Source organism: Rhizobium sp. R693, assembly GCF_002211315.1.
GTDB lineage: Bacteria > Pseudomonadota > Alphaproteobacteria > Rhizobiales > Rhizobiaceae > Rhizobium.
Genome location: NZ_LOKY01000006.1, coordinates 40663 through 59560 on the forward strand (window position 1 = coordinate 40663; position 18898 = coordinate 59560).

At 59.7% G+C, this 18898-nt stretch carries 21 protein-coding genes; 10 read left to right on the forward strand and 11 right to left on the reverse strand.

Features of this window, described 5'->3' with window-relative positions:
* The first annotated feature begins 54 nt into the window (after positions 1–54).
* Positions 55–2541 carry a UvrD-helicase domain-containing protein gene (locus ATY79_RS07610; protein ID WP_088703402.1) on the forward strand — a complete coding sequence of 829 codons (2487 nt, stop codon included), beginning with the start codon at positions 55–57 and terminating at the stop codon, positions 2539–2541.
* 152 nt (positions 2542–2693) lie between these two features.
* Here the strand turns inward: ATY79_RS07610 and ATY79_RS07615 are convergent, their stop codons facing one another.
* The 4 genes from ATY79_RS07615 to ATY79_RS07630 all read right to left on the reverse strand — a co-directional run bounded on the left by ATY79_RS07615 (position 2694) and on the right by ATY79_RS07630 (position 4979).
* Positions 2694–3089, reverse strand: a complete 396-nt coding sequence (locus tag ATY79_RS07615; protein ID WP_088691984.1) for a hypothetical protein — start codon at positions 3087–3089, stop codon at positions 2694–2696.
* A 344-nt stretch (positions 3090–3433) separates the two neighbouring features.
* On the reverse strand, positions 3434–3781 hold the full coding sequence (locus ATY79_RS07620) for a hypothetical protein (protein ID WP_088692062.1): 348 nt from the start codon (positions 3779–3781) through the stop codon (positions 3434–3436).
* A gap of 32 nt (positions 3782–3813) precedes the next feature.
* Positions 3814–4215, reverse strand: a complete 402-nt coding sequence (locus ATY79_RS07625) for a DUF488 family protein (RefSeq protein ID WP_088691983.1) — start codon at positions 4213–4215, stop codon at positions 3814–3816.
* 74 nt (positions 4216–4289) lie between these two features.
* Positions 4290–4979 (reverse strand): isoprenylcysteine carboxylmethyltransferase family protein, encoded by a 690-nt coding sequence (locus ATY79_RS07630; RefSeq protein WP_245306780.1) that lies wholly within the window; start codon positions 4977–4979, stop codon positions 4290–4292.
* A 545-nt stretch (positions 4980–5524) separates the two neighbouring features.
* Between ATY79_RS07630 and ATY79_RS07640 the strand changes: the two genes are divergently transcribed.
* Both ATY79_RS07640 and pncA read left to right on the forward strand, forming a co-directional pair.
* A complete protein-coding gene (locus ATY79_RS07640) occupies positions 5525–6025 on the forward strand; it encodes a hypothetical protein (RefSeq protein WP_088692061.1) in 501 nt (166 codons plus the stop codon).
* A 394-nt stretch (positions 6026–6419) separates the two neighbouring features.
* Positions 6420–7046, forward strand: a complete 627-nt coding sequence (gene pncA, locus ATY79_RS07645; RefSeq protein ID WP_088691979.1) for a bifunctional nicotinamidase/pyrazinamidase — start codon at positions 6420–6422, stop codon at positions 7044–7046.
* Here pncA and ATY79_RS07650 read toward each other — a convergent pair whose 3' ends face one another.
* On the reverse strand, positions 7047–7295 hold the full coding sequence (locus tag ATY79_RS07650) for a DUF2164 domain-containing protein (RefSeq protein ID WP_088691978.1): 249 nt from the start codon (positions 7293–7295) through the stop codon (positions 7047–7049).
* A gap of 133 nt (positions 7296–7428) precedes the next feature.
* Here ATY79_RS07650 and ATY79_RS07655 point away from each other — a divergent pair, with 133 nt between their 5' ends.
* Together ATY79_RS07655 and ATY79_RS07660 are read left to right on the forward strand one after the other, a co-directional pair.
* Positions 7429–8145, forward strand: a complete 717-nt coding sequence (locus ATY79_RS07655; protein WP_088691977.1) for an AzlC family ABC transporter permease — start codon at positions 7429–7431, stop codon at positions 8143–8145.
* Positions 8146–8147: 2 nt separating this feature from the next.
* Positions 8148–8456, forward strand: a complete 309-nt coding sequence (locus ATY79_RS07660; RefSeq protein WP_088691976.1) for an AzlD domain-containing protein — start codon at positions 8148–8150, stop codon at positions 8454–8456.
* Between the two features lie 15 nt (positions 8457–8471).
* On the opposite strand, the gene ATY79_RS07665 is transcribed toward ATY79_RS07660, so the two are convergent.
* Positions 8472–10307 carry an aminopeptidase P family protein gene (locus tag ATY79_RS07665; protein ID WP_088691975.1) on the reverse strand — a complete coding sequence of 612 codons (1836 nt, stop codon included), beginning with the start codon at positions 10305–10307 and terminating at the stop codon, positions 8472–8474.
* Positions 10308–10587: 280 nt separating this feature from the next.
* On the opposite strand from ATY79_RS07665, the gene ATY79_RS30780 reads away from it, so the two are divergent.
* Entirely contained in the window at positions 10588–10761 is a 174-nt protein-coding gene (locus ATY79_RS30780) for a hypothetical protein (protein WP_183754615.1), read from the forward strand.
* A gap of 156 nt (positions 10762–10917) precedes the next feature.
* On the opposite strand, the gene ATY79_RS07670 is transcribed toward ATY79_RS30780, so the two are convergent.
* Genes ATY79_RS07670 through ATY79_RS07680 form a run of 3 tightly spaced genes read right to left on the reverse strand, consistent with a single transcriptional unit; the run spans position 10918 to position 13545 of the window.
* Positions 10918–11796 (reverse strand): 50S ribosomal protein L11 methyltransferase, encoded by an 879-nt coding sequence (locus tag ATY79_RS07670; RefSeq protein WP_088691974.1) that lies wholly within the window; start codon positions 11794–11796, stop codon positions 10918–10920.
* A gap of 14 nt (positions 11797–11810) precedes the next feature.
* Positions 11811–12938, reverse strand: coding sequence for an NAD(P)/FAD-dependent oxidoreductase (locus ATY79_RS07675; RefSeq protein ID WP_088703404.1), 1128 nt, complete (start codon positions 12936–12938; stop codon positions 11811–11813).
* 4 nt (positions 12939–12942) lie between these two features.
* Positions 12943–13545, reverse strand: a complete 603-nt coding sequence (locus ATY79_RS07680; RefSeq protein ID WP_088691972.1) for an SCO family protein — start codon at positions 13543–13545, stop codon at positions 12943–12945.
* Positions 13546–13899: 354 nt separating this feature from the next.
* Between ATY79_RS07680 and ATY79_RS07685 the strand changes: the two genes are divergently transcribed.
* The 3 genes from ATY79_RS07685 (at position 13900) to ATY79_RS07695 (ending at position 16942) form a co-directional block, all read left to right on the forward strand.
* Positions 13900–15864: a methyl-accepting chemotaxis protein gene (locus ATY79_RS07685; protein WP_088703405.1), complete on the forward strand. Its 1965-nt coding sequence runs from the start codon at positions 13900–13902 to the stop codon at positions 15862–15864.
* A 2-nt stretch (positions 15865–15866) separates the two neighbouring features.
* Positions 15867–16334: a chemotaxis protein CheW gene (locus ATY79_RS07690; protein WP_007534808.1), complete on the forward strand. Its 468-nt coding sequence runs from the start codon at positions 15867–15869 to the stop codon at positions 16332–16334.
* A gap of 197 nt (positions 16335–16531) precedes the next feature.
* A complete protein-coding gene (locus ATY79_RS07695) occupies positions 16532–16942 on the forward strand; it encodes a GFA family protein (RefSeq protein ID WP_088691970.1) in 411 nt (136 codons plus the stop codon).
* A gap of 13 nt (positions 16943–16955) precedes the next feature.
* On the opposite strand, the gene ATY79_RS07700 is transcribed toward ATY79_RS07695, so the two are convergent.
* The gene (locus ATY79_RS07700; RefSeq protein WP_088691969.1) at positions 16956–17450 is read right to left on the reverse strand and encodes a CreA family protein; all 495 of its coding nucleotides are present in this window, start codon (positions 17448–17450) and stop codon (positions 16956–16958) included.
* Between the two features lie 63 nt (positions 17451–17513).
* Positions 17514–18104: a 3'-5' exonuclease gene (locus ATY79_RS07705; RefSeq protein WP_088692060.1), complete on the reverse strand. Its 591-nt coding sequence runs from the start codon at positions 18102–18104 to the stop codon at positions 17514–17516.
* A 260-nt stretch (positions 18105–18364) separates the two neighbouring features.
* Between ATY79_RS07705 and ATY79_RS07710 the strand changes: the two genes are divergently transcribed.
* Positions 18365–18886 (forward strand): GNAT family N-acetyltransferase, encoded by a 522-nt coding sequence (locus ATY79_RS07710; RefSeq protein ID WP_088703406.1) that lies wholly within the window; start codon positions 18365–18367, stop codon positions 18884–18886.
* Positions 18887–18898: the final 12 nt, after the last annotated feature.

Sequence of the window (18898 nt, forward strand, 5' to 3'; positions counted from 1 at the left end):
GAAAGCAGAACATCTTTTCTGGTCTTTCCAACCCGAATCACTACATTACGCGCCATGAGCAATAGTTTCGACGATATCCCTTTCTTCGATGAAGAGCCGGGCGGGCCGCCGCGCAAGCAGCCGGCCCCTGCCGCTCCCGCTACCGGAGGGCTCGCCGCCCGCGCCATGGCCGCTCGCGATGGCGGTAAGCGCCCCGATTATCTTTCTGGCCTGAATCCGGAACAGACCGAAGCCGTCGAAACGCTGGAAGGCCCGGTTCTCGTGCTCGCCGGCGCGGGTACGGGCAAGACACGCGTCCTGACCACCCGCATCGCCCATATCCTGAACACCGGCCGTGCATTCCCCTCGCAGATCCTCGCCGTGACCTTCACCAACAAGGCTGCGCGCGAGATGAAGGAACGTATCGCCGTGCTCGTCGGCGGCGCTGTCGAGGGCATGCCCTGGCTCGGCACATTTCACTCGATCGGCGTCAAGCTTCTGCGCCGCCATGCCGAACTCGTCGGCCTGCGCTCCGATTTCACGATCCTCGACACCGACGACGTCGTCCGCTTGATCAAGCAGCTCATCCAGGCGGAAGGCCTCGATGACAAACGCTGGCCCGCCAAGCAGTTTGCCGGCATGATCGACACCTGGAAGAACAAGGGCCTCGCCCCGGGGGACATTCCGGAAGGCGACGCCCGCGCCTTCGCCAACGGCAAGGGCCGCGAACTCTACTTCGCCTATCAGCAACGGCTCTCGACGCTGAACGCCTGCGATTTCGGCGATCTCCTTATGCACCCGATCGCGATTTTCCGCAGGAACCCGGATCTTCTCAAGGAATATCACGGCCGCTTCCGCTACATTCTCGTCGACGAGTACCAGGACACCAACACCGCCCAATACATGTGGCTGCGGCTGCTTGCGCAGCGCCCCAAGGGCGAGCCGCAAAACGTCTGCTGCGTCGGCGACGACGATCAATCGATCTATGGATGGCGCGGCGCCGAGGTGGACAACATCCTCCGCTTCGAGAAGGATTTCCCGGGCGCCAAGGTTATCAAGCTGGAGCGTAACTACCGGTCAACGGCACATATTCTTGGTGCCGCAGGCCATCTGATCGCCCACAACGAGGGCCGCCTCGGCAAGACCCTCTTCACCGACCGCAGAGATCCTGAAGACATCAAGGTCCAGGTGCATGCCTCATGGGATTCCGAGGAGGAAGCCCGCGCCATCGGCGAGGAAATCGAGCAGCTTCAACGCGGCGATGACAGCGGCAAGCGGCATCTGCTGAACGACATGGCGATTCTGGTCCGCGCCTCATTCCAGATGCGCGAGTTCGAAGACCGCTTCGTAACCCTCGGCCTCAATTATCGCGTCATCGGCGGCCCCCGCTTCTACGAACGCCTCGAAATCCGCGACGCCATGGCGTATTTCCGCCTCGTCGCGCAGCCTGCCGACGACCTAGCCTTCGAGCGCATTATCAACACCCCGAAACGCGGTCTCGGCGATACGACCGTGCGCGCGCTTCACGACTATGCCCGCGCCCGCGACATTCCGATGCTGGCGGCTGCGGCCGACATGATCGAGACGGACGAGCTGAAGCCGAAGGCGCGCAAGGCCCTCTTCGACGTTATACAATCCTTCCGCCGCTGGCAGGAAATGCTGGAAAACACGGCGCATACCGAACTCGCCGAGCAGATTCTCGAGGAGTCGGGCTACACCGACATGTGGAAGAACGACAAGTCGGCGGATGCGCCGACCCGCCTCGAAAACCTGAAGGAACTGATCCGCTCGATGGAGAGCTTCGAGTCGATACGCGGCTTTCTCGAGCACGTCGCGCTGGTCATGGACGCCGAGCAGAACGAAAATCTCGACGCCGTCTCGATCATGACGCTGCATTCCGCCAAGGGCCTGGAGTTCGATACTGTCTTCCTGCCCGGCTGGGAGGAAGGCCTGTTCCCGCACCAACGTTCGCTCGACGAAAGCGGCCGCGCCGGTCTCGAGGAAGAGCGCCGCCTCGCCTATGTCGGCATCACCCGCGCCAAGCGGCGCTGCCATATCTGGTTCGTCTCGAACCGCCGCATCCACGGCCTCTGGCAATCGACGATCCCGTCGCGGTTCCTTGACGAACTGCCGGAAACGCATGTCGAAGTTGCGGAGACGGAGCAGAGCTATGGCGGCTATGGCCGGGGCGGCGGTTACGGCCAGTCCCGCTTCGACAAGGCCGATCCCTTCGCCAACTCCTCCTATACGACGCCCGGCTGGAAGCGCGCCCAGCAGAACAAGACGGACGCCACCCGCGACAACTGGGGCACCCGCTCCGGTCATGCCGTCGAACGCATCGGCTACGGCGAAAGCGGCCCGCGCGGCCGCACCATCGACGGCGAACTGGTGGCAAAATCCACCGCCACGGAACCCTCCAAATTCAAGACCGGCGACCGCGTCTTCCACCTGAAATTCGGCAACGGCAACATCGTGGAGATCGAGGGCAACAAGCTGACGATCGAGTTTGATCGCGCGGGACAGAAGCGCGTGCTCGATGGGTTTGTGGAACGGGTCTCCTAAAGCGAAGCCCGCCGGTTCGCAAGGCCCTATGAGCCCCTAGCGATACTGCAAGGCGCCCCTCACCCATTCGTGACTTCGTATGCCGTCGCCTCCCCCGTGTAGTGGGCCTCGTTTGCGCAGCTGCGGATCCAGCGCTAAAGCCTTTCTAGAATTTAAGAGGCACGTAGCTTCTTCTGTTCATTCAGTGCCGATACAAAGTGGAACGCAGACACCGGAACAGCACCGAACGCAAACTGGCGCAACGTCGAAAGGAAGTTGGACTGCAACTCGGGCTCTATGAAGCCGCCGAACATCACCATAAATGCGGCAAAAACCAAACCCTGCAGAATGGCGTATTCAGCTATTCGGGCTAAGGATCGTTCCCGCAGGTTTTCGGGCGGAAAGAAACCAGCTAGTCCCTTCATCGCAAGCAAAAGGAGCGGAAACAGCAAACCAACCTTGAAGAGACTGGTCAGCGAGGAGGTCTCCTCAGTGAGGTACAAGCCCAGTGGAATGACAAACGCGGGCACGAGAAAGAAAAGATAGTCTCTGAGCACCTGGTTTTTCACTGTTCAGCTCCATATTTTGTCAATCAAAGATTGTAGTTTCCTGCAAATTGCTGTCAACGGACTGTGTGCTCGAAATTCTTTGTCAAACCGAAGACACGCTTTCCCGTAATCCCTGAGTTCGCCCTCTGGCTATAGAGTGCCCCTCGACCCCGAGTTCCTTGCATACTGAACCCCCACGCGCACCAATCGCGGGAGAGAAGGAGGACGCAGACGACGTTATTCGCTATCTTTGATCGTTGCCGTCCCGTACTGTCCGACCATCGCCTTTGCCTGCAACGAGATCGTTCTCGGACCTGATACCGAAGATACGCAAACGAGCCAGTCCGCGCTGGCGTGGCGCCCCTTCACCCCAGGATCGGCATCGACCCCAGCCCCAGTATGTCGTTGAGTAATGCCAGCCCGATCCCGGCGGCGACAATGGCGATCCCGATCAAAAACAGCCGCCTGGCCCGATCATATTTGGCGGCGATGAGCGAATCCCTGGCCAGCAGATCGGCGAAGACCTTGACTTGCAAGGCAATCCCTGCCGTCAGCAGCAACATCGGCAGGATATCGATCCGGCTCCAGTCATTCGGATTCGAAGCCCAGCTGCTCACGAAACTCAGGGAAAAACCGAGGATGATGCCGGCAGCCGTCAGCGAGCCGTTGCGAAAGGTCGCATCGATCTTCTCCTCTGGACTGGGCTCGGTCATTGGCTTTGGCGCTGGGTGATCCTCTGCAGCCATTAGGCGCAGCCCTCCGCAGCAAAAGCCGCGCCGCGTTCTTCAAGCAGGCGCCGCAATACGCTCCGATGGCAGTGCTTCTCGTTCTCGCAATAGCAGCCGATTGAAAAATGGCTGGCATGCGAAAGCGTGGCGAGCAGGTCGAGCACATGGCTCGCCTCCGGCACTTTCATTTCCTTCGTGAAGCTGCGCACGAAGGCCGCCCATTCAGCGTCCGTAGTCGCTGCCTTCGCTTCGGTCACCAGCGCCTGGCTCGGCGAAAGGACCGGGAGCCAGACGTCATAATAGTTGCGGCTGGAAAACTCTTCCTTCGGCACGCCCCGGGGCGGTCGCCGGACGGTGCCGATGCGTACGCCCTCGCCCTTTGCCCGCGGCGAGCCCAATTGAACGACACTGATAGCCACTGCGCCCTCCCTCAACCTGACGCGATATTTACCGCAAGGGTCGCCTCCTCACCAGTCCGCCTCGGTTTGATGCGTCACCAGATCCCCGGCAACAAGCGCCATCGGATCTCGTTACGATACTCGGCATAACCGGCCAGATTCCTAACAAGATACTTCTCCTCATCAAGCAGCCGTGCGACCAGACCGCCAATGACGGGGAACACGACGAGCACTCCCCAATAAGAACCGAGCGCCAGAGGCACACCGAAAAACATCGCCAGCGCCGAGGCATACATCGGATGGCGCACCACACCGTAGAGGCCGGTCGAAATCACCCGCTGCTCCGCCGTCACGCCGACTGTCGCCGCGGCAAACGAATTCTGCCGAAGCACGAAGAAGCAGCCGATAAAGCCAGCTGCGATCAATGCGTTGCCGAGAAGTACGAGGGAGCTCGGCACAACCGACCAGCCGAACCTGTGGTCCAGCGCCGAAACCACGAAGAGCGCAAGGATCGCGATGCTGTTAAAGGACTGTATGCGCTTCTGCGACGGCTCGCGTTCCGCCGCCGGTCCGACGCTCATGCGCTTCCGGACCAGAGCCGGGTCGCGCTTGACGAAGTAGGCCGTAAGGGCTGCGCACCACCCGCAGAAATGTACGAGAAACAGCCAGCCTTGCCAGTAAGATAGGGATCCCGCAGCTAGAAAGATCATTACCAGCATGACGAGACAAAACATGACCGTCGCCACCGTTGCTTGCCGGCCGATACTCTGAACGCTACTCACCATCATCGTCACCGCTCGCGCCTTGGTAGCGCGAGATCTCCTATCGGATAGATTGGCTGCATTGCGGGCGCGTCAATGGCGCACCAAGCGCTTTCGCGCGATCATGGTGGAAGAGTGCAACCACCCGAAAGCTTGGATCAAGACTGCTGGCTGTCGGAAAAGCGGCCAGGCGGACTTCCACGAGACGCATTCGGATTGAGTCGAGAGCCGATCTTGCATGGCACAAGCGTCGCCTTCGCCATGCGAGATCGACAAAATGCCGCAGGCGGACCGCCAACGCTGAAGCACCTCAAAATGGCAAATCCGAGTAAGAACGCGACCGACGAGAGTGAGAACACCCCCGCCGGAGGCAAATCACTGGCCGGCAAAGCCAAACAAATCAACGGGATGTGATAGGTTGACGAAGGTTAACTCGCTTCACCCAGCCCGTCAATCGGGCGAAATTCATCATGATATTCCCGCTTTGACGTGGTGTGCAAATCGCCCTAGCCCCTTTGTGTCTGCCCATGAAAGGCGGATTTCACGATGAACTTGCAAAGGAGGTTCAAGTGACCAGTGTTTCCTCTATCGGGAGTGGCCTGTCCCAATACAGCTCCCTTTCCAGCCTCGACAAGAATGGCGACGGCATCATTTCAGCCGATGAGCTCGCTGCCGCCAACAGCAACTCGACATCCACTTCGTCGACGAAACCTGCGACGTCCACAAGCAGTGACGATGGCGCCAGTGTCACGCAGAAGATCGCCGGCGACATCCTGTCGATCATGCTGCAAATGCAGGAGTCGAGCGCGAGCGATGACGATAGCAACACCGACGACGGCTCCAAGGGCATTCTCGCGTCTTTGGACGCCAACGGCGACGGCAAGCTGACAAGCGACGAGATCCTTTCCGCCGACACCTCCAGCATTGCGTCCAGCGCTTCCGGTTCTGACGATCCGATACTCGCTGAAGTGCTCGATGACATGCAGACGGCTCTGCGCGCCTATCAGAATACCTACGGTTCGTCAGCCGCAGCCGACACCGGTAGCAACGACGAAGTTCAGACAGCCTGACCGATCGTTGACGGCTCCGCCGGGGGAGCCGAAAATGATCGGCGCAATTGATCGCGACAGCGCATTTTTGCCGCACGCATTCAAAGTCACGCTTCCCTTTGCCTCGAGCCGAGGCCAAGGACGCGAAAACGCACATTTCATTGAGATCAACCAGTGGCCCGATATCGAGCCGTCATCTCCGTCGAAAGCAAGGCGCAATAGAAATGGTTGCCGACACCATTGGCACATCTCGCAGCCCGGTTGCCGGTTCTGTGCTATGCTTGCATCGCCTTTTACGGGCTGACGGACCCGACCTTTTCAAGGCTCGCTCCGCCCCTGCGGCGAAGCGTCTCGGCGCTTGCGCCTTCGTTCGGCCCTTGGCATGGTGCAATGCAAAATCGTGGGAGTCGCACCGATGAAAGCCTTGCTTCTAGTCGATATTCAGAATGGCTTTTGCCCGGGCGGCAATCTTCCGGTTCCCCACGGCGACGAGGTTGTCCCCATCGCAAACCGGCTGATCGAGAGCGGCAAATACGACCTGATCGTCGCCTCCCAAGACTGGCATCCGCCCGGCCATGGCAGTTTCGCCTCCTCAAATCCCGGCAAGAAGCCATTCGAACTGGGCACACTGTCCGGCAAGCCACAGATGATGTGGCCGGACCATTGCATTCAGGGCACGGCGGATGCGGAACTGCATCCCGACCTCAAGATGGGCAAGATCGATCTCATCCTGCAGAAGGGCGAGAATCGTGGCGTCGACAGCTACTCGGCCTTCCGCGACAATGATCAGGACGCGCTCACGGGGCTCGCCGACTTTCTCGAAGGCCAGGACGTCACGGAACTCGATCTTTGCGGCCTCGCAACCGACTATTGCGTAAAGTTCTCGGCATTGGATGCGACCGAAATGATGCCTGGCGTGCGGGTTCGCCTCATCGAGGACGCCAGCCGCGGCATTACCTCGGAAGGCGTTGCAGCGGCAATCGAGGAGATGCGCGCACGCGGCATTGACATCGTCACCAGCCGCCAAATTCTGGAAGGCTGATCACTCCGTCGCATTCCGTTGCAACTGATAGACGTCCTCGGAAAAGTCATCCATACGTCTGGCGAGCGCGACTTGCGCGTCTTCAAGCCCCTTCTTGTAGTAGGTGGCGCCAACTTCCTTCGCAAAGAATTCGAGAACGAACTCCGCTTTCAGGAGGCCGATCGGCTGGTACAGTTCTCTGTCGAAATAATGCTGGATCCGCGCGATGAGTTCAGCCTTTTCCTCTTTCGAAAATTCGATCTGGTCCATCTTTGCTCCTCGAACGGAAATCAGTCGCGCGTGCATCGTTCAGCGAAATCGATCGTTCAATCAAGGAAATTTGCTTGCGGCAAATACTGCCTGTCCTTAGACGAGTGACAAAATTCCAGAAGGATTATCGCTGATGACTCGCGCTCATTTTTTCGACGGTTTGCGCGGTGGCTCGGCCGTAGCACTGGCCTCGGCCCCCTTCGGGGCGTTGTTTGGAGCGCTCGCGGTCGATAACGGCATGTCGCTCTCGGAACTGACCTTTATGAGTGCCACGGTCTATGCCGGCGCGAGCCAGATGGTCGGCATCGAGCTCTTTGGTCACAACGTCCAGGCGTGGCTGATCGTCGCCTCCATCCTGGCCGTCAACTTTCGCCATGTCCTCTATTCGGCGGCACTCGCCCCATATATCAAGCACTTCTCGCCGCTACAGAAATTCTTCACGTTTTTCCTGCTGGTCGATCCGCAATTCGCGGAAACGGTCAAACGGGGCGAAGCAGGCAAGCCGGTTACCTTCGTCTGGTATCTCGGCTTCGGCATCATCATCTACATACCCTGGGTCCTGGTAAGCCTGCTCGGCGGATTGCTCGGCAGCTACATCGGCGACCCGAAGTCGATCGGCCTCGACATCCTGCTGCCCGCCTATTTCCTCGGCATCGTCCTCGACTTCCGTCATCGCGACAATTTCGTCCCGGTCGCTTCTGTTAGCGCAGTCGCCTCCGTCATCGCCTACCGCTACGTCGGCTCGCCTTGGCACGTCAGCCTGGGTGCCGCGGCGGGCATCATCCTTGCCGCCCTGTTCCCGCCTCCGCCGCACGAGCAGGAACTCGAATCCGATCTGCACGAGGTATAACGATGGCCTTCGATCTTCACATGGCTCTCGTGATCGCCGCGGCGGCTGTTGCAACCTACGCAACCCGGATCGGCGGCTATATCCTCATCACCACGATGAAGCGCATTCCGCCGCGCATGGAGGCCGCGCTGGCCGCAGTCCCCGCCGCAGTCTTGACGACGCTTGTTGCGCCGGCCTTCTTCATCGGCGGCTGGGATTCGAAGCTCGCCCTGCTCGTGGCGCTCATCGTCGGTCTGCGGGCCTCGCACACCTGGATGCTGATTGTCGCCTGGCTCGTCGTCATGAGCTGGCGTCACACGATCGGCATGTGACGCCAGCGGCGATTCTCAATATTCCAGCGGCAGGGTCGCGTTCTCCAGCCATGCCTTGACGTCGTGGTCGTGGATCAGTGGCATCAGCGCCTCGCGGCTGCGCTGATGGTAGCTATTGAACCAATGCAGCTCGTCATGTGTCAGAAGTTCCGGAATAACCAGGCTGCGATCGATCGGGCAGAAGGTCAGCGTCTCGAAACCGAGCATCGACATGTCACCGCCGTCGATCGCCTCTGCCTCGCGGACATATATCAGGTTCTCGATACGGATTCCGAAGGCGCCGGGCCTGTAATAGCCCGGCTCGTTCGAGAGAATCATGCCTGGCAGTAGCTCCTGCGTCGAGAGCCTGGAGATACGCTGCGGCCCTTCATGCACCGATAGATACGAACCAACGCCGTGGCCGGTGCCATGGGCGAAATCCGCCCCTGCTCGCCAAAGCGCGATGCGGGCCAGCGGATCGAGGTCGCAGCCGCGCGTGCCCTTCGGAAAGCGCGCCGTGCTGATCTGGATCATTCCCTTCAGCACCAGCGTGAAGAAACGCTTGTGTTCTTCAGTGACCGACCCGATACCGACCGTGCGCGTAATATCCGTCGTGCCGTTGATGTACTGGGCGCCGGAATCGATCAGGAAGAGCTCTCCAGCCTCAAGCTTGCGGTTCGTTTCCGTTGTCACGCGATAGTGCATGATGGCCGCGTGTTCACCGGCACCGGAGATCGTGTCGAAGGAGATGTCCTTCAGCGGGTTCTGCATACTCTGGCCGACGCGGGCGCGTGCTGCTTCCAGCTTCTCCGCCACCTCGATTTCGGTCACGGTCCCCGGCTTCGTCTGCGACAGCCAGTAGAGAAATTCGACCATCGCCGCGCCGTCCTGCAGATGCGCGGCTGCGGAACCGTTGATCTCAACGTTGTTCTTGACGGCTCGCGGTAGCTTGGCGGGATCATTCCCTTCGACGACCTCACCACCTCCCTTGCGAATAATCTCCGCCAAGGCATGCGAGGTAAGGTCCGGATCCGCGAGAACTCGACCGCCATCCTTCCCAACCGCTGCCAGCCTCTTTTCGAGTTCCGAGGGAGGAAGCTGCGTACACATCTGCGCGAGATAGGCCTCGGCCTCGATACCAGTTTTGCGCTTATCGAGGAAAAGGTCCGCCTTACCGTCGGCATAGATGATTGCACGCGCCAGCGGGTGCGGCGTATGCGGCACGTCGGCACCGCGAATATTGAAGATCCAGGCGACCGAAGACGGATCCGCGATCAGCGCCGCCTTCAGGTTCTTCTTTGCAAGGTCAGCTGCGATCGCTGCGATCTTGTCGGTTGCGAGCACGCCCGCCTGCACGATGTTCTGGATCGTCACCTGCCCGAGCGGCTCCTGCGGCCTGTCGCTCCAGAGCTTGTCGAGAGGATTGTGAGGCAGGATAACGAGGGAACCGCCAATCTCGGCAAGCGCCTTTTCAAGTCGCCGCACCTCTGCGCCGGAATGCAGCCAGGGATCGATACCGAGGCGCAGTCCGTTGGAGCCGTTCTTCGCAAGCCAGGCATAAGGCGGTTCGTTCACAAGATCTCCACCGGTGAAGACGGAGTTGTCCACCTGCTCGGCAAGTTGCGTCACGTAGCGTCCGTCCACGAAGACGATCGCCGCCGAACGCGTCACCAGCGCGACGCCAGCCGACCCCGTGAAGCCCGTCAACCATGACAAGCGCTCCGAACAAGCCGGGACATATTCCCCGTTGAACTCATCGGCGCGCGGCACAAGAAAGGCGTCGATACCAAGCGCATCAAAACTTGCGCGCAAAGCCGAGACGCGATCGCGGCCGAATTGTGGCGTCGAGGTGACTTCAAAAGACTGGAACATGCTCAATAACCTGGTTTGTGTGCGAATCCCTCACCGAAGGGATTCGGCTATGTTATCGGAATTTCAGGCGAATACGAGAAATTCGCGGAGTGATGCTTAAGCGAAAGCCGCCCAATAATTCGGCGGAAATGAGGCGCCGATTCAGAAACTGGCACGCTTTATGCATTCAACGCATGGCTCCCATGAATGAAACCCTCTCCCTCAACTTTTCTAAATCGCTATATAGGCGCCATCAAACGGGTTCGAGACGAACCTGAAACGAAACAAAAGGAATTCAGATATGACTGCCCCTCTGTCGCGCTTCGCTTACAGCAGCCCGGTGCAGGCTGGCGAGCGCCAGACTGTGCGTCACATCATCGGCTCGCGCCGTCCGCTGCATGAGGATACCCTCAAGATGCTCGGCGCCGGCCAAAAGGTTACGCGCCATCAGGTCGCAACCAGCTACGCGTTCTGAGCAACTCGCCGCTCCCTTCTCCTCCTCCCTCACGGGACCGGCGATCAGAACAAGTGGAAGCCCGCTCGAGCGCTCCTCCTCCTTCGAGCTCGCGGGCATGACCGGGAAACTGGTCTCAAGGCGGTGCCATTGGCACCGCCTTTTCTTTTGCCCATCTCAGGGGCGGTCGAGATGGATCGTCACCCAACCGTTGCGCCAGATCGTGCGGACATGCCGCAAATGCGCACCATTATAGGCCGCGAGCACCTTCCAGCGCTGCGAGGCCAGAATACCGGAGAGGATAACGGAACCGCCTGGCGCGAGGTGATTGACGAGCTGTGGCGCCATCTTGATCAACGGTCGCGCCAGGATATTGGCGATAATCAGATCGAAAGGACCGTTGGCCGCAAACGTGGTCGAGTGAAACCCCGGCGCCGTCGCGGTTGAGATACCCGAAGCGATCCCATTGGTTCTGATGTTCTCGGCCGCGACCCGCGTTGCGATCGGGTCGATATCGGTGGCGAGAACCGGAATGTTCCGCAGCTTCCTTACGGCAATCGCCAGAACGCCGCTGCCGGTTCCGAGGTCGAGCGCATTCCGTACCGGGCGGGAGCGAAGAACACGATCGATCGTCTCTAGGCATCCGGCCGTCGTCCCGTGGTGACCGGTACCGAATGCCTGGCCCGCATCGATCTCGATAGCAATGTCGCCGGGCCGCACCTTGTCGCGGTCGTGTGAGCCATGGACAAGAAACCGCCCTGCCCGAACCGGCTTCAGCCCCTCGAGTGATTTCGCGACCCAATCGACATCCGGGATAATCTCACGTTTGACCTTGGCGTCGGGAAAGCTCGTCTTCAGTGCTTCCTCGACACGAGACCGAACTTGCGCCTCGTCCTCGCGCATCATGTAGACCGAGGCTTCCCAAATGTCCTTCTTCTCGTCGATCTCAGTCGTCGCGATTGCGAAGTCTTCTTCGCCGAAGACATCGGACAGCAGGTCCAGAATCTCACCTGCCTGCACTTCGGTCGTCGTTACATAAAGGCGTATTTCGCTCACAGTCGGTCTTTCTTCTATAGGGCGCCATCGATCCAGGGCGGCGACTGCGTATCATATCCCGACACGCTGCGGAGCAATTTTTGCGAGAACGCAGGTATCCGCAAAATCAGCGGCACGGCAAGATTGCGGATCGCGATTGCTATCGGATTGCTCATGGTGATTAACGATGTCAACTGGTACGTCTGCTTCAGCACTGTTTTGACGGCCGGCATCCTGAGTTCGGTATACTCTCTCTCCCGCCCGTCGGAGATTAGCCAGGCGAGCCAGCACGCGTCCTCAATCCCAAGGTTCATGCCGCGCGCACCGGCTGGCGAATGTACGTGCGCGGCATCGCCGGCCAGAAACACGTTGCCCTTTGCCATCGCGTCGACGTGGCGGAAGTGAATTCGAAAATCGGATGCCCATACGCGCTCGGCGACAGGCGCGGGATGTTGAATGCGGCTTTCGAAATCCGGGAGCGTCGAGATGTAGCGCAGCACATCGCGCGTAACAGGAATACGCCCGATAATACCGGGATCGACCAAGCTGATCTCGGCAAAGCCCGGGTCGATCGGCGCAGCATAACGAAAGTCGGCCAGATAGAAGCTACTCTCCAGCGACTGCCCAGGATAATCGATGCCCACGGCTTTGCGCACCGCCGAATGGGATCCGTCCGCCCCGATCACGATATCGAAATCGGTGGTTTCCACCGAGCCGTCAGCCTTTCGCAGCGTCACCTGCGGTTTCGCAAGGTCGCCGGAAACCGTCTCCACGACGGTTTGCCACTCCGGAACGATCTCGTAATCGGAGAGCTTGCCAAGCAGCAAGCGCTCTGTATGTCCCTGCGCCAATGCGTAGATCGCGCCGTAGGGACCGCGAAGCCTGGTCGTGTCGAGGTCGACTAGCTGTCTCGCCTTAGCCGTGATCCGGAACCGCGCGATCTGCTGCGCTTCTTGCAGTATGGCATCCGTCACGCGGGAGGGTGAAAGCAGCGTCAGCGTCCTTGCATTGACGCCAAGTGCGCGGCTTTCCGTGAGCGACACAGGCCCGGCATCGCTATCGACGATGCGCGGAAGGTGTCCGCGCCGGGCCAGTTCAAGAGCGGCAGTCAGACCAGTCGTACCGGCCCCGGCGATCAAGATGCTGCGATGCCCTGACGCCATGCCGTCATCCCTTGCTGACGAGGTTCTCCAGTTTTTTTACAGCCGTATCGGGATTTTCGCCATAGGCGATGGTCCCGGAGAACCGCCCTGCTGAATCGAGCAGGAAGACGGAGGCAGTGTGGTCCATCGTGTAGTCGCCGTCGGGTTTGCTTTCGTCCACCGGAACCTTCTTGGCGTAGACCCGGTACCCCTTGATGACCTCGGCAACTTTGTCGGGAGCGCCAGTAATGCCGACGATCCGCTTGGAGACATTGGAGACGTACTCGTTCATGACTTCGGGCGTATCGCGCTCGGGATCGACAGTCACGAAATAGGCCTGCAGCTTTTTGCCTTCAGGATCTACCTTCTCCAGCCAACCGTTCATTTCGAACAGAGTCGTCGGGCAAACTTCTGGGCAATGCGTGAAGCCAAAGAAGAGTGCCGTCGGCTTGCCGCGGAAGGCCTGCTCGGTGATCGGCTTGCCGTCCTGGGCGACCAGCGTGAAAGGCACGCCGAACGGTCCCTCGGAGATCGCCTCGTTTGTTTTGGTGACATTGAGCGTCAGCCAGCCGAGAATTCCGGCCATTAGCAACACCGCAACCCAGACCGCTATGCGGACAGTCTTCATCTATCGAACCTCTGAGATCGGGATCATTCCCGCCTCCCGCGTGATATCGCCTCGTTCTCCGGGACGCAATTCAACAAGACGTTTTCCCAAAGGCGACCGATTGCCCCACCGACACACGGAAAAAGCGCAATCCAGACAGGAAAATAAAATATTTTCAAATACCTACCAAATTAATCAGGGGTGCCTGCAATCTTTGAGGGTTAGCAAATGCTTAAAAATACACCTCTATATTTAGCCATGGATAGAACGCCCGCCGTTCTCGTGACATGACGTCTGCCTGGCACTTCAACCCCGGCGATCCGCGTGAGCGCAAGATGCATACCGCGTCTCATCGCGGAGGGGAATGATCGTCAAATGACTGATATGAAAGTGCGCAAGAGCCTCTCTGTAGGCCAACGTTTGTGGACACTGGCCGGTGCGGCGTTCATTGGCTTCGGTTCGATGCTTGGGGTTGGTTGGTACCAGAACTCGGGCGCCGATCTCGCTCTGAGGCACGCCAACGAGATCCAGGCCAGCGTAGACCACATCAACGAGATGCGCGCCGCGAACCTTACTCTCATTCTTGCCGCCATGGACACCATCGTCGATCGCGGCGATCGCAGCGTCAAGCCTGAACGCCTGAAACTGATGAACGATGCAATCGTTGAGTTGCAGAGCAGCTCCAAGGAGATGCATCGCCTGGGAGAAGAGCTGAACGCAGGAGGCCTGCTGTCTACCTACGATGCTGATGTGGCGGCCCTGGGGCAGAACATTGTCGGAAACCTAAAGGCTGCCGTCGAATCAGGCGCGCCAGAAAGCGAATTCGACAAGCTGGATGACGCCATCGACGGCGGCGGCGACAAGGTGGGCTCGACACTGGACAAGCTCGCGCGCGAAGGCGGCGAACTAGCCAAGAAGCGGATTGATGACGCGGACGCGATCTCGCAGCAGGCGATCCAGATCCAGCTCGCACTTGGCGTCGTGGCCATACTGACGATGGCGATCCTACAGTACATCCATGGTGGTGCCATTCGCCGCGGCATCGAGGGCGTGCGCAAGAGCATGCAGGGGATCATGCGTGGCGATCTCGATAGCCATGTTCCCGCCACCGACCGTGGCGACGAGATCGGAGACATGGCGCGCGCCGCCGAGAGCTTTCGCCTCGCCGCAGTCGAGAAGCTGGAACTCCAAGCGCGGAGCGAAAGCGAACGCCAGCAGAGCGATGCCGAACGCCGCAGCCGCGAAGCGGCAAAATTGGCGGATACCGAAGCCCTCAACAATGCGGTAAATGCACTGGGCCATGGCCTTACACGGCTCGCCGGCGGTGACGTGACTGTCACCATCGAGCAACCTTTCAAGCAGGAACTGGAACGCCTCCGCAGCGACTTCAATCTGGCCACAGCCACCCTCCGCCAGACGATGGCCGGGATCTCCCAGAACGGCGTCTCCATTCAGGCGAACAGTCAGCAGATGCGCTCGGCGGCCGACGACCTTGCAAAGCGCACGGAACAGCAGGCCGCCTCGCTCGAGGAAACCTCCGCGGCCCTCGATCAGATCACGGCAACGGTCCGCAACGCTGCCAGCCGTGCCGAGGAAGTCAGCCACATGGTGGCCCATACCCGACAGAACACGACGAAATCAGATGTGGTCGTCACCGACGCCATGGCCGCCATGGAGCGAATCGCCACGGCCTCGCGTGAGATCGGAACGATCATCAACGTCATCGATGAGATCGCCTTCCAGACCAACCTCCTCGCCCTCAACGCCGGCGTCGAAGCAGCCCGCGCAGGCGAAGCCGGCAAGGGTTTTGCGGTCGTGGCGCAGGAAGTCCGCGAACTCGCCGGCCGTGCCGCCGGCGCCGCCAAGGATATCAAGGCCTTGATCCGAAAATCCGGTGCCGAAGTAAAGGCAGGCGGTGAACTCGTGACGGCAGCCGGTGAAGCGTTGCGCCGGATCGGGGAAGATGTTTTGCGCATTGACGAGCATGTTAAATCAATCGTAACCTCTGCGCGCGAACAATCCACCGGACTGAACGAAATCAATTCGGCCATCAGCCAGATGGACCAGGTCACTCAGAAAAATGCGGCCATGGTGGAAGAAACGAACGCAGCAAGCCACGCGCTCGCCACCGATGCCGACAGCCTGATCCACCTGATCCAGACATTCAAGATCGGCGAGGGCATGAATGCCCGTTCCACGCCGCGGGAAGCCACCGCAGTCTCGCATCCGAAACCATCTCCCGCACGAAGCCTGATCGGCAAGGTCGCGGGCGCATTCAGCGGCGGCGCAACCGCCAGGGCCATGGCCGCACCGGCCGGAGACAACTGGGAAGAATTCTGATCATGAACAACACCATCATCAACCAGACCGGCTCGCATCTCGAGATCGTCTCCTTCCATCTCGGAGAGCAGGAATTCTGCATCGATATCATGGCGATCCGCGAAATCCGCGGCTGGGCGCCGGTAACGCCGATGCCGCACACACCGCCTTACGTGCTAGGCCTCATCAACCTGCGCGGCGCGGTGATCCCCGTGATCGACATGGCTTGCCGCCTCGGCATGAAGATGACCGAGCCATCCGAGCGCTCTGCGATCATCGTCACGGATATCGCCGGCAAGCTCGTCGGCCTGCTGGTCGAGCAGGTTTCCGACATGATGACCATCAAGAGCGAAGACCTGCAGCCGGCGCCGGAGATTATTCCGGAAGCGCAGCGCGCCTTCTGCCGCGGCATCGTGGCTCTCGAAAAGACAATGGTCTGCTTCCTGAACCTCGACACGGTCATTGCCGACGAGCTGGCACAGGCGGCTTGACGAGACTGGCGGGTTCGGCAAAACCCAGCCATCCCAAGGGAACTTTGAGCCGCTCGCGCCGGAACCGGCGCGAGCGGTTTTTTTTCTGCATGCCATTCTTAGGGCCGCATTGCAGGCTATTTGCTCACCGCGCGTTCCGCACAGCTTTGACTGAACAAAGCACAGGGCGGTGTTTGAAGAGCAACGGGGTACGGAACATGAGCGAGGCGAAGACCCGTCACACCGGGGGATGCGGCTGCGGCGCGGTCCGCTACAGAATTGACGAAGCGCCGTTGGCGAGTGGCATCTGTCACTGCCAGACCTGCCGAAAGGTTGCTTCGGCTCCCACCTTGCCGTTTGTCACCTTCCCTGTACGAACACTGGTCTATGAACAAGGAGCTCCGCGGGCCTTCGCCTCTTCGAAGGGCGTCGTGCGCACGTTCTGCGGCTTGTGCGGCTCCCCGCTCAGTTATCAAAACGATGCGGACCCCGACTTGATCGACATGATGACCGTCAGTCTCGACGAGCCGAATGCATATCACCCGACCTTTCACGTCTGGACGTCCGAAAAGGTGTCGTGGGATGTCATCTGCGACGAGCTTCCGGCACACCCCAAAAGTTGCGACTAGCGCGGACGTGCTGCTATTGCGGCTTGCCGTTCTTCCACGTGACGTTCTGCCCATATAGCGGGATGGTCGAAATCGCCATCTTGGCCGAGCCGTCGGTCAGTTCGCGGGAATGCGAGAGATAGATCAACGTGTCATTCTCTTTGTCGTAGATCCGGTTGACGACCAGCTTCTTCCAGATCAGCGACATGCCTGTCTTGAAGACTTCGTCACCGCCCTTCGACAGATCTATATCGCCGATCTCGATCGGCCCTGTCTGGCGGCACGAGATGGAGTTGTTCGAGGGATCCTCGAACCAGTTGCCGTTCTTCACGCGGTCGATGACGCTGCGGTCGAAATAGGTGACGTGGCAGGTCACACCCTTCACTTGCGGGTCAGCCACCGCATCGATGATGATGTCGTTGCCGATCCAGTCGACCCCGACCTTGCCGACTTGATCAGCAGATGCCGTGCCGGCGCAGAGGCCGATGAGCGAGGCGGCAGCGAGCGCGGTGTAGCTTTTTCCGGACATGGCGATTCCCTGATTAGATCCGCATCTAAGGTAAGTGCGAGTGATGCCTTTACAAGGAAGGCTTCACGCCTTCCTGCAGGTGCAGGCCTCGTATCCGGTTGAAGTCAGTCGCCCTGGCTTCATGCCGATCAGGGCCGGAATGGCGTTGACCGCTGCGGCCCCGACTGTCTTTGCCATCGCAATCGCCGCATGCGCGCAGACGGCAGCGTCTTCGCCGGCATTGTGATGGGCGAAACGCAGGCCGAGATGCTCGGCGATCATGTTCAGCCGATGCGAGAGGAAGTGCGGCCAGATCCTCTGCGCCATCTTCAGGCTGCAGAGATAGGTCAATTCCGGATAGGATTGCCGATAGAGATCGAGGCTCGCGCGCCACACGCTGAAATCGAAAGAAGCGTTGTGCGCGATCATGGTCGCGCCTCGGAAATCATCGTGGAACTCGTCCATCACCTCCGGAAACTCCGGCGCGTCCTCAACATGCTCCGGCCGGATGCCATGGATGGCGATGTTCATGCCGGAGAAGCGCATCTCCTTCGGCCGGATCAGCCGCTCCTCGACGCGGGTGACCTTGCCGTCCTCGATCCATGCCAGCCCGACCGAGCAGGCACTGCCACGCTGTTCGTTGGCTGTCTCGAAATCAATGGCAATGGTTTTCAACGAGATTTCCGATTCGATTGCATTGATCTGGCATAGCTTCCCCGCCCTCTCCGCGCAAATCCGGCTGTTGACATCCGCAAGCGGATTGCGAAACATGGCGCCCATGAACGGATCGATGACCACTACGGTTGTGCTGACGACCACCCTTGCGGGGTTGGCGGGAGCGATGGTGCGTTAGAAGCAGTCCGTCATCCCCTAAACCCTGCCGAGGCGAGCAGGGTTTGGAAACCGGCTCTCCTCAAACTGAGAAGGAGAGTTGCATGCAGAAAAATCCAAGTCGCAGAAAAATACCGGTCGGACTACTGATCCGAGCCGTCCGTCCATCCGATACCGAAGCCCTGGCAACGCTGGTCAATCTACCGGGCTTTCGCGCTGGGACCTTGCGTCCACCCTACCAGAGTATTGAAGAAACCCGCCGCCATCTCGAAAACAGCAATCCGGACGCGATGCGCCTCGTCGCGACGATTGACGAGCAGATCGTGGGCGACATCGGCATGACCCGCTATCGTGGTCGTCGCAACCACGTCGCCAGCATTGGCATGGGCGTGCATGACGATTTTACCGGCCGCGACATCGGTAGTGCGCTGCTCGCGGCGATCATCGACGCCGCGGACAACTGGCTGAACATCATGCGCCTGGAGCTGACCGTTTACACCGACAACGAAGCCGCCCTCGCCCTCTACAGAAAGTGCGGCTTCGAAGAGGAAGGCATACTTCGTGCCTACGCCTTCCGGGCCGGCAGCTACGTCGATGCCTATGCGATGGCGCGCATCAAGCGATAAAGGAACGCTTTG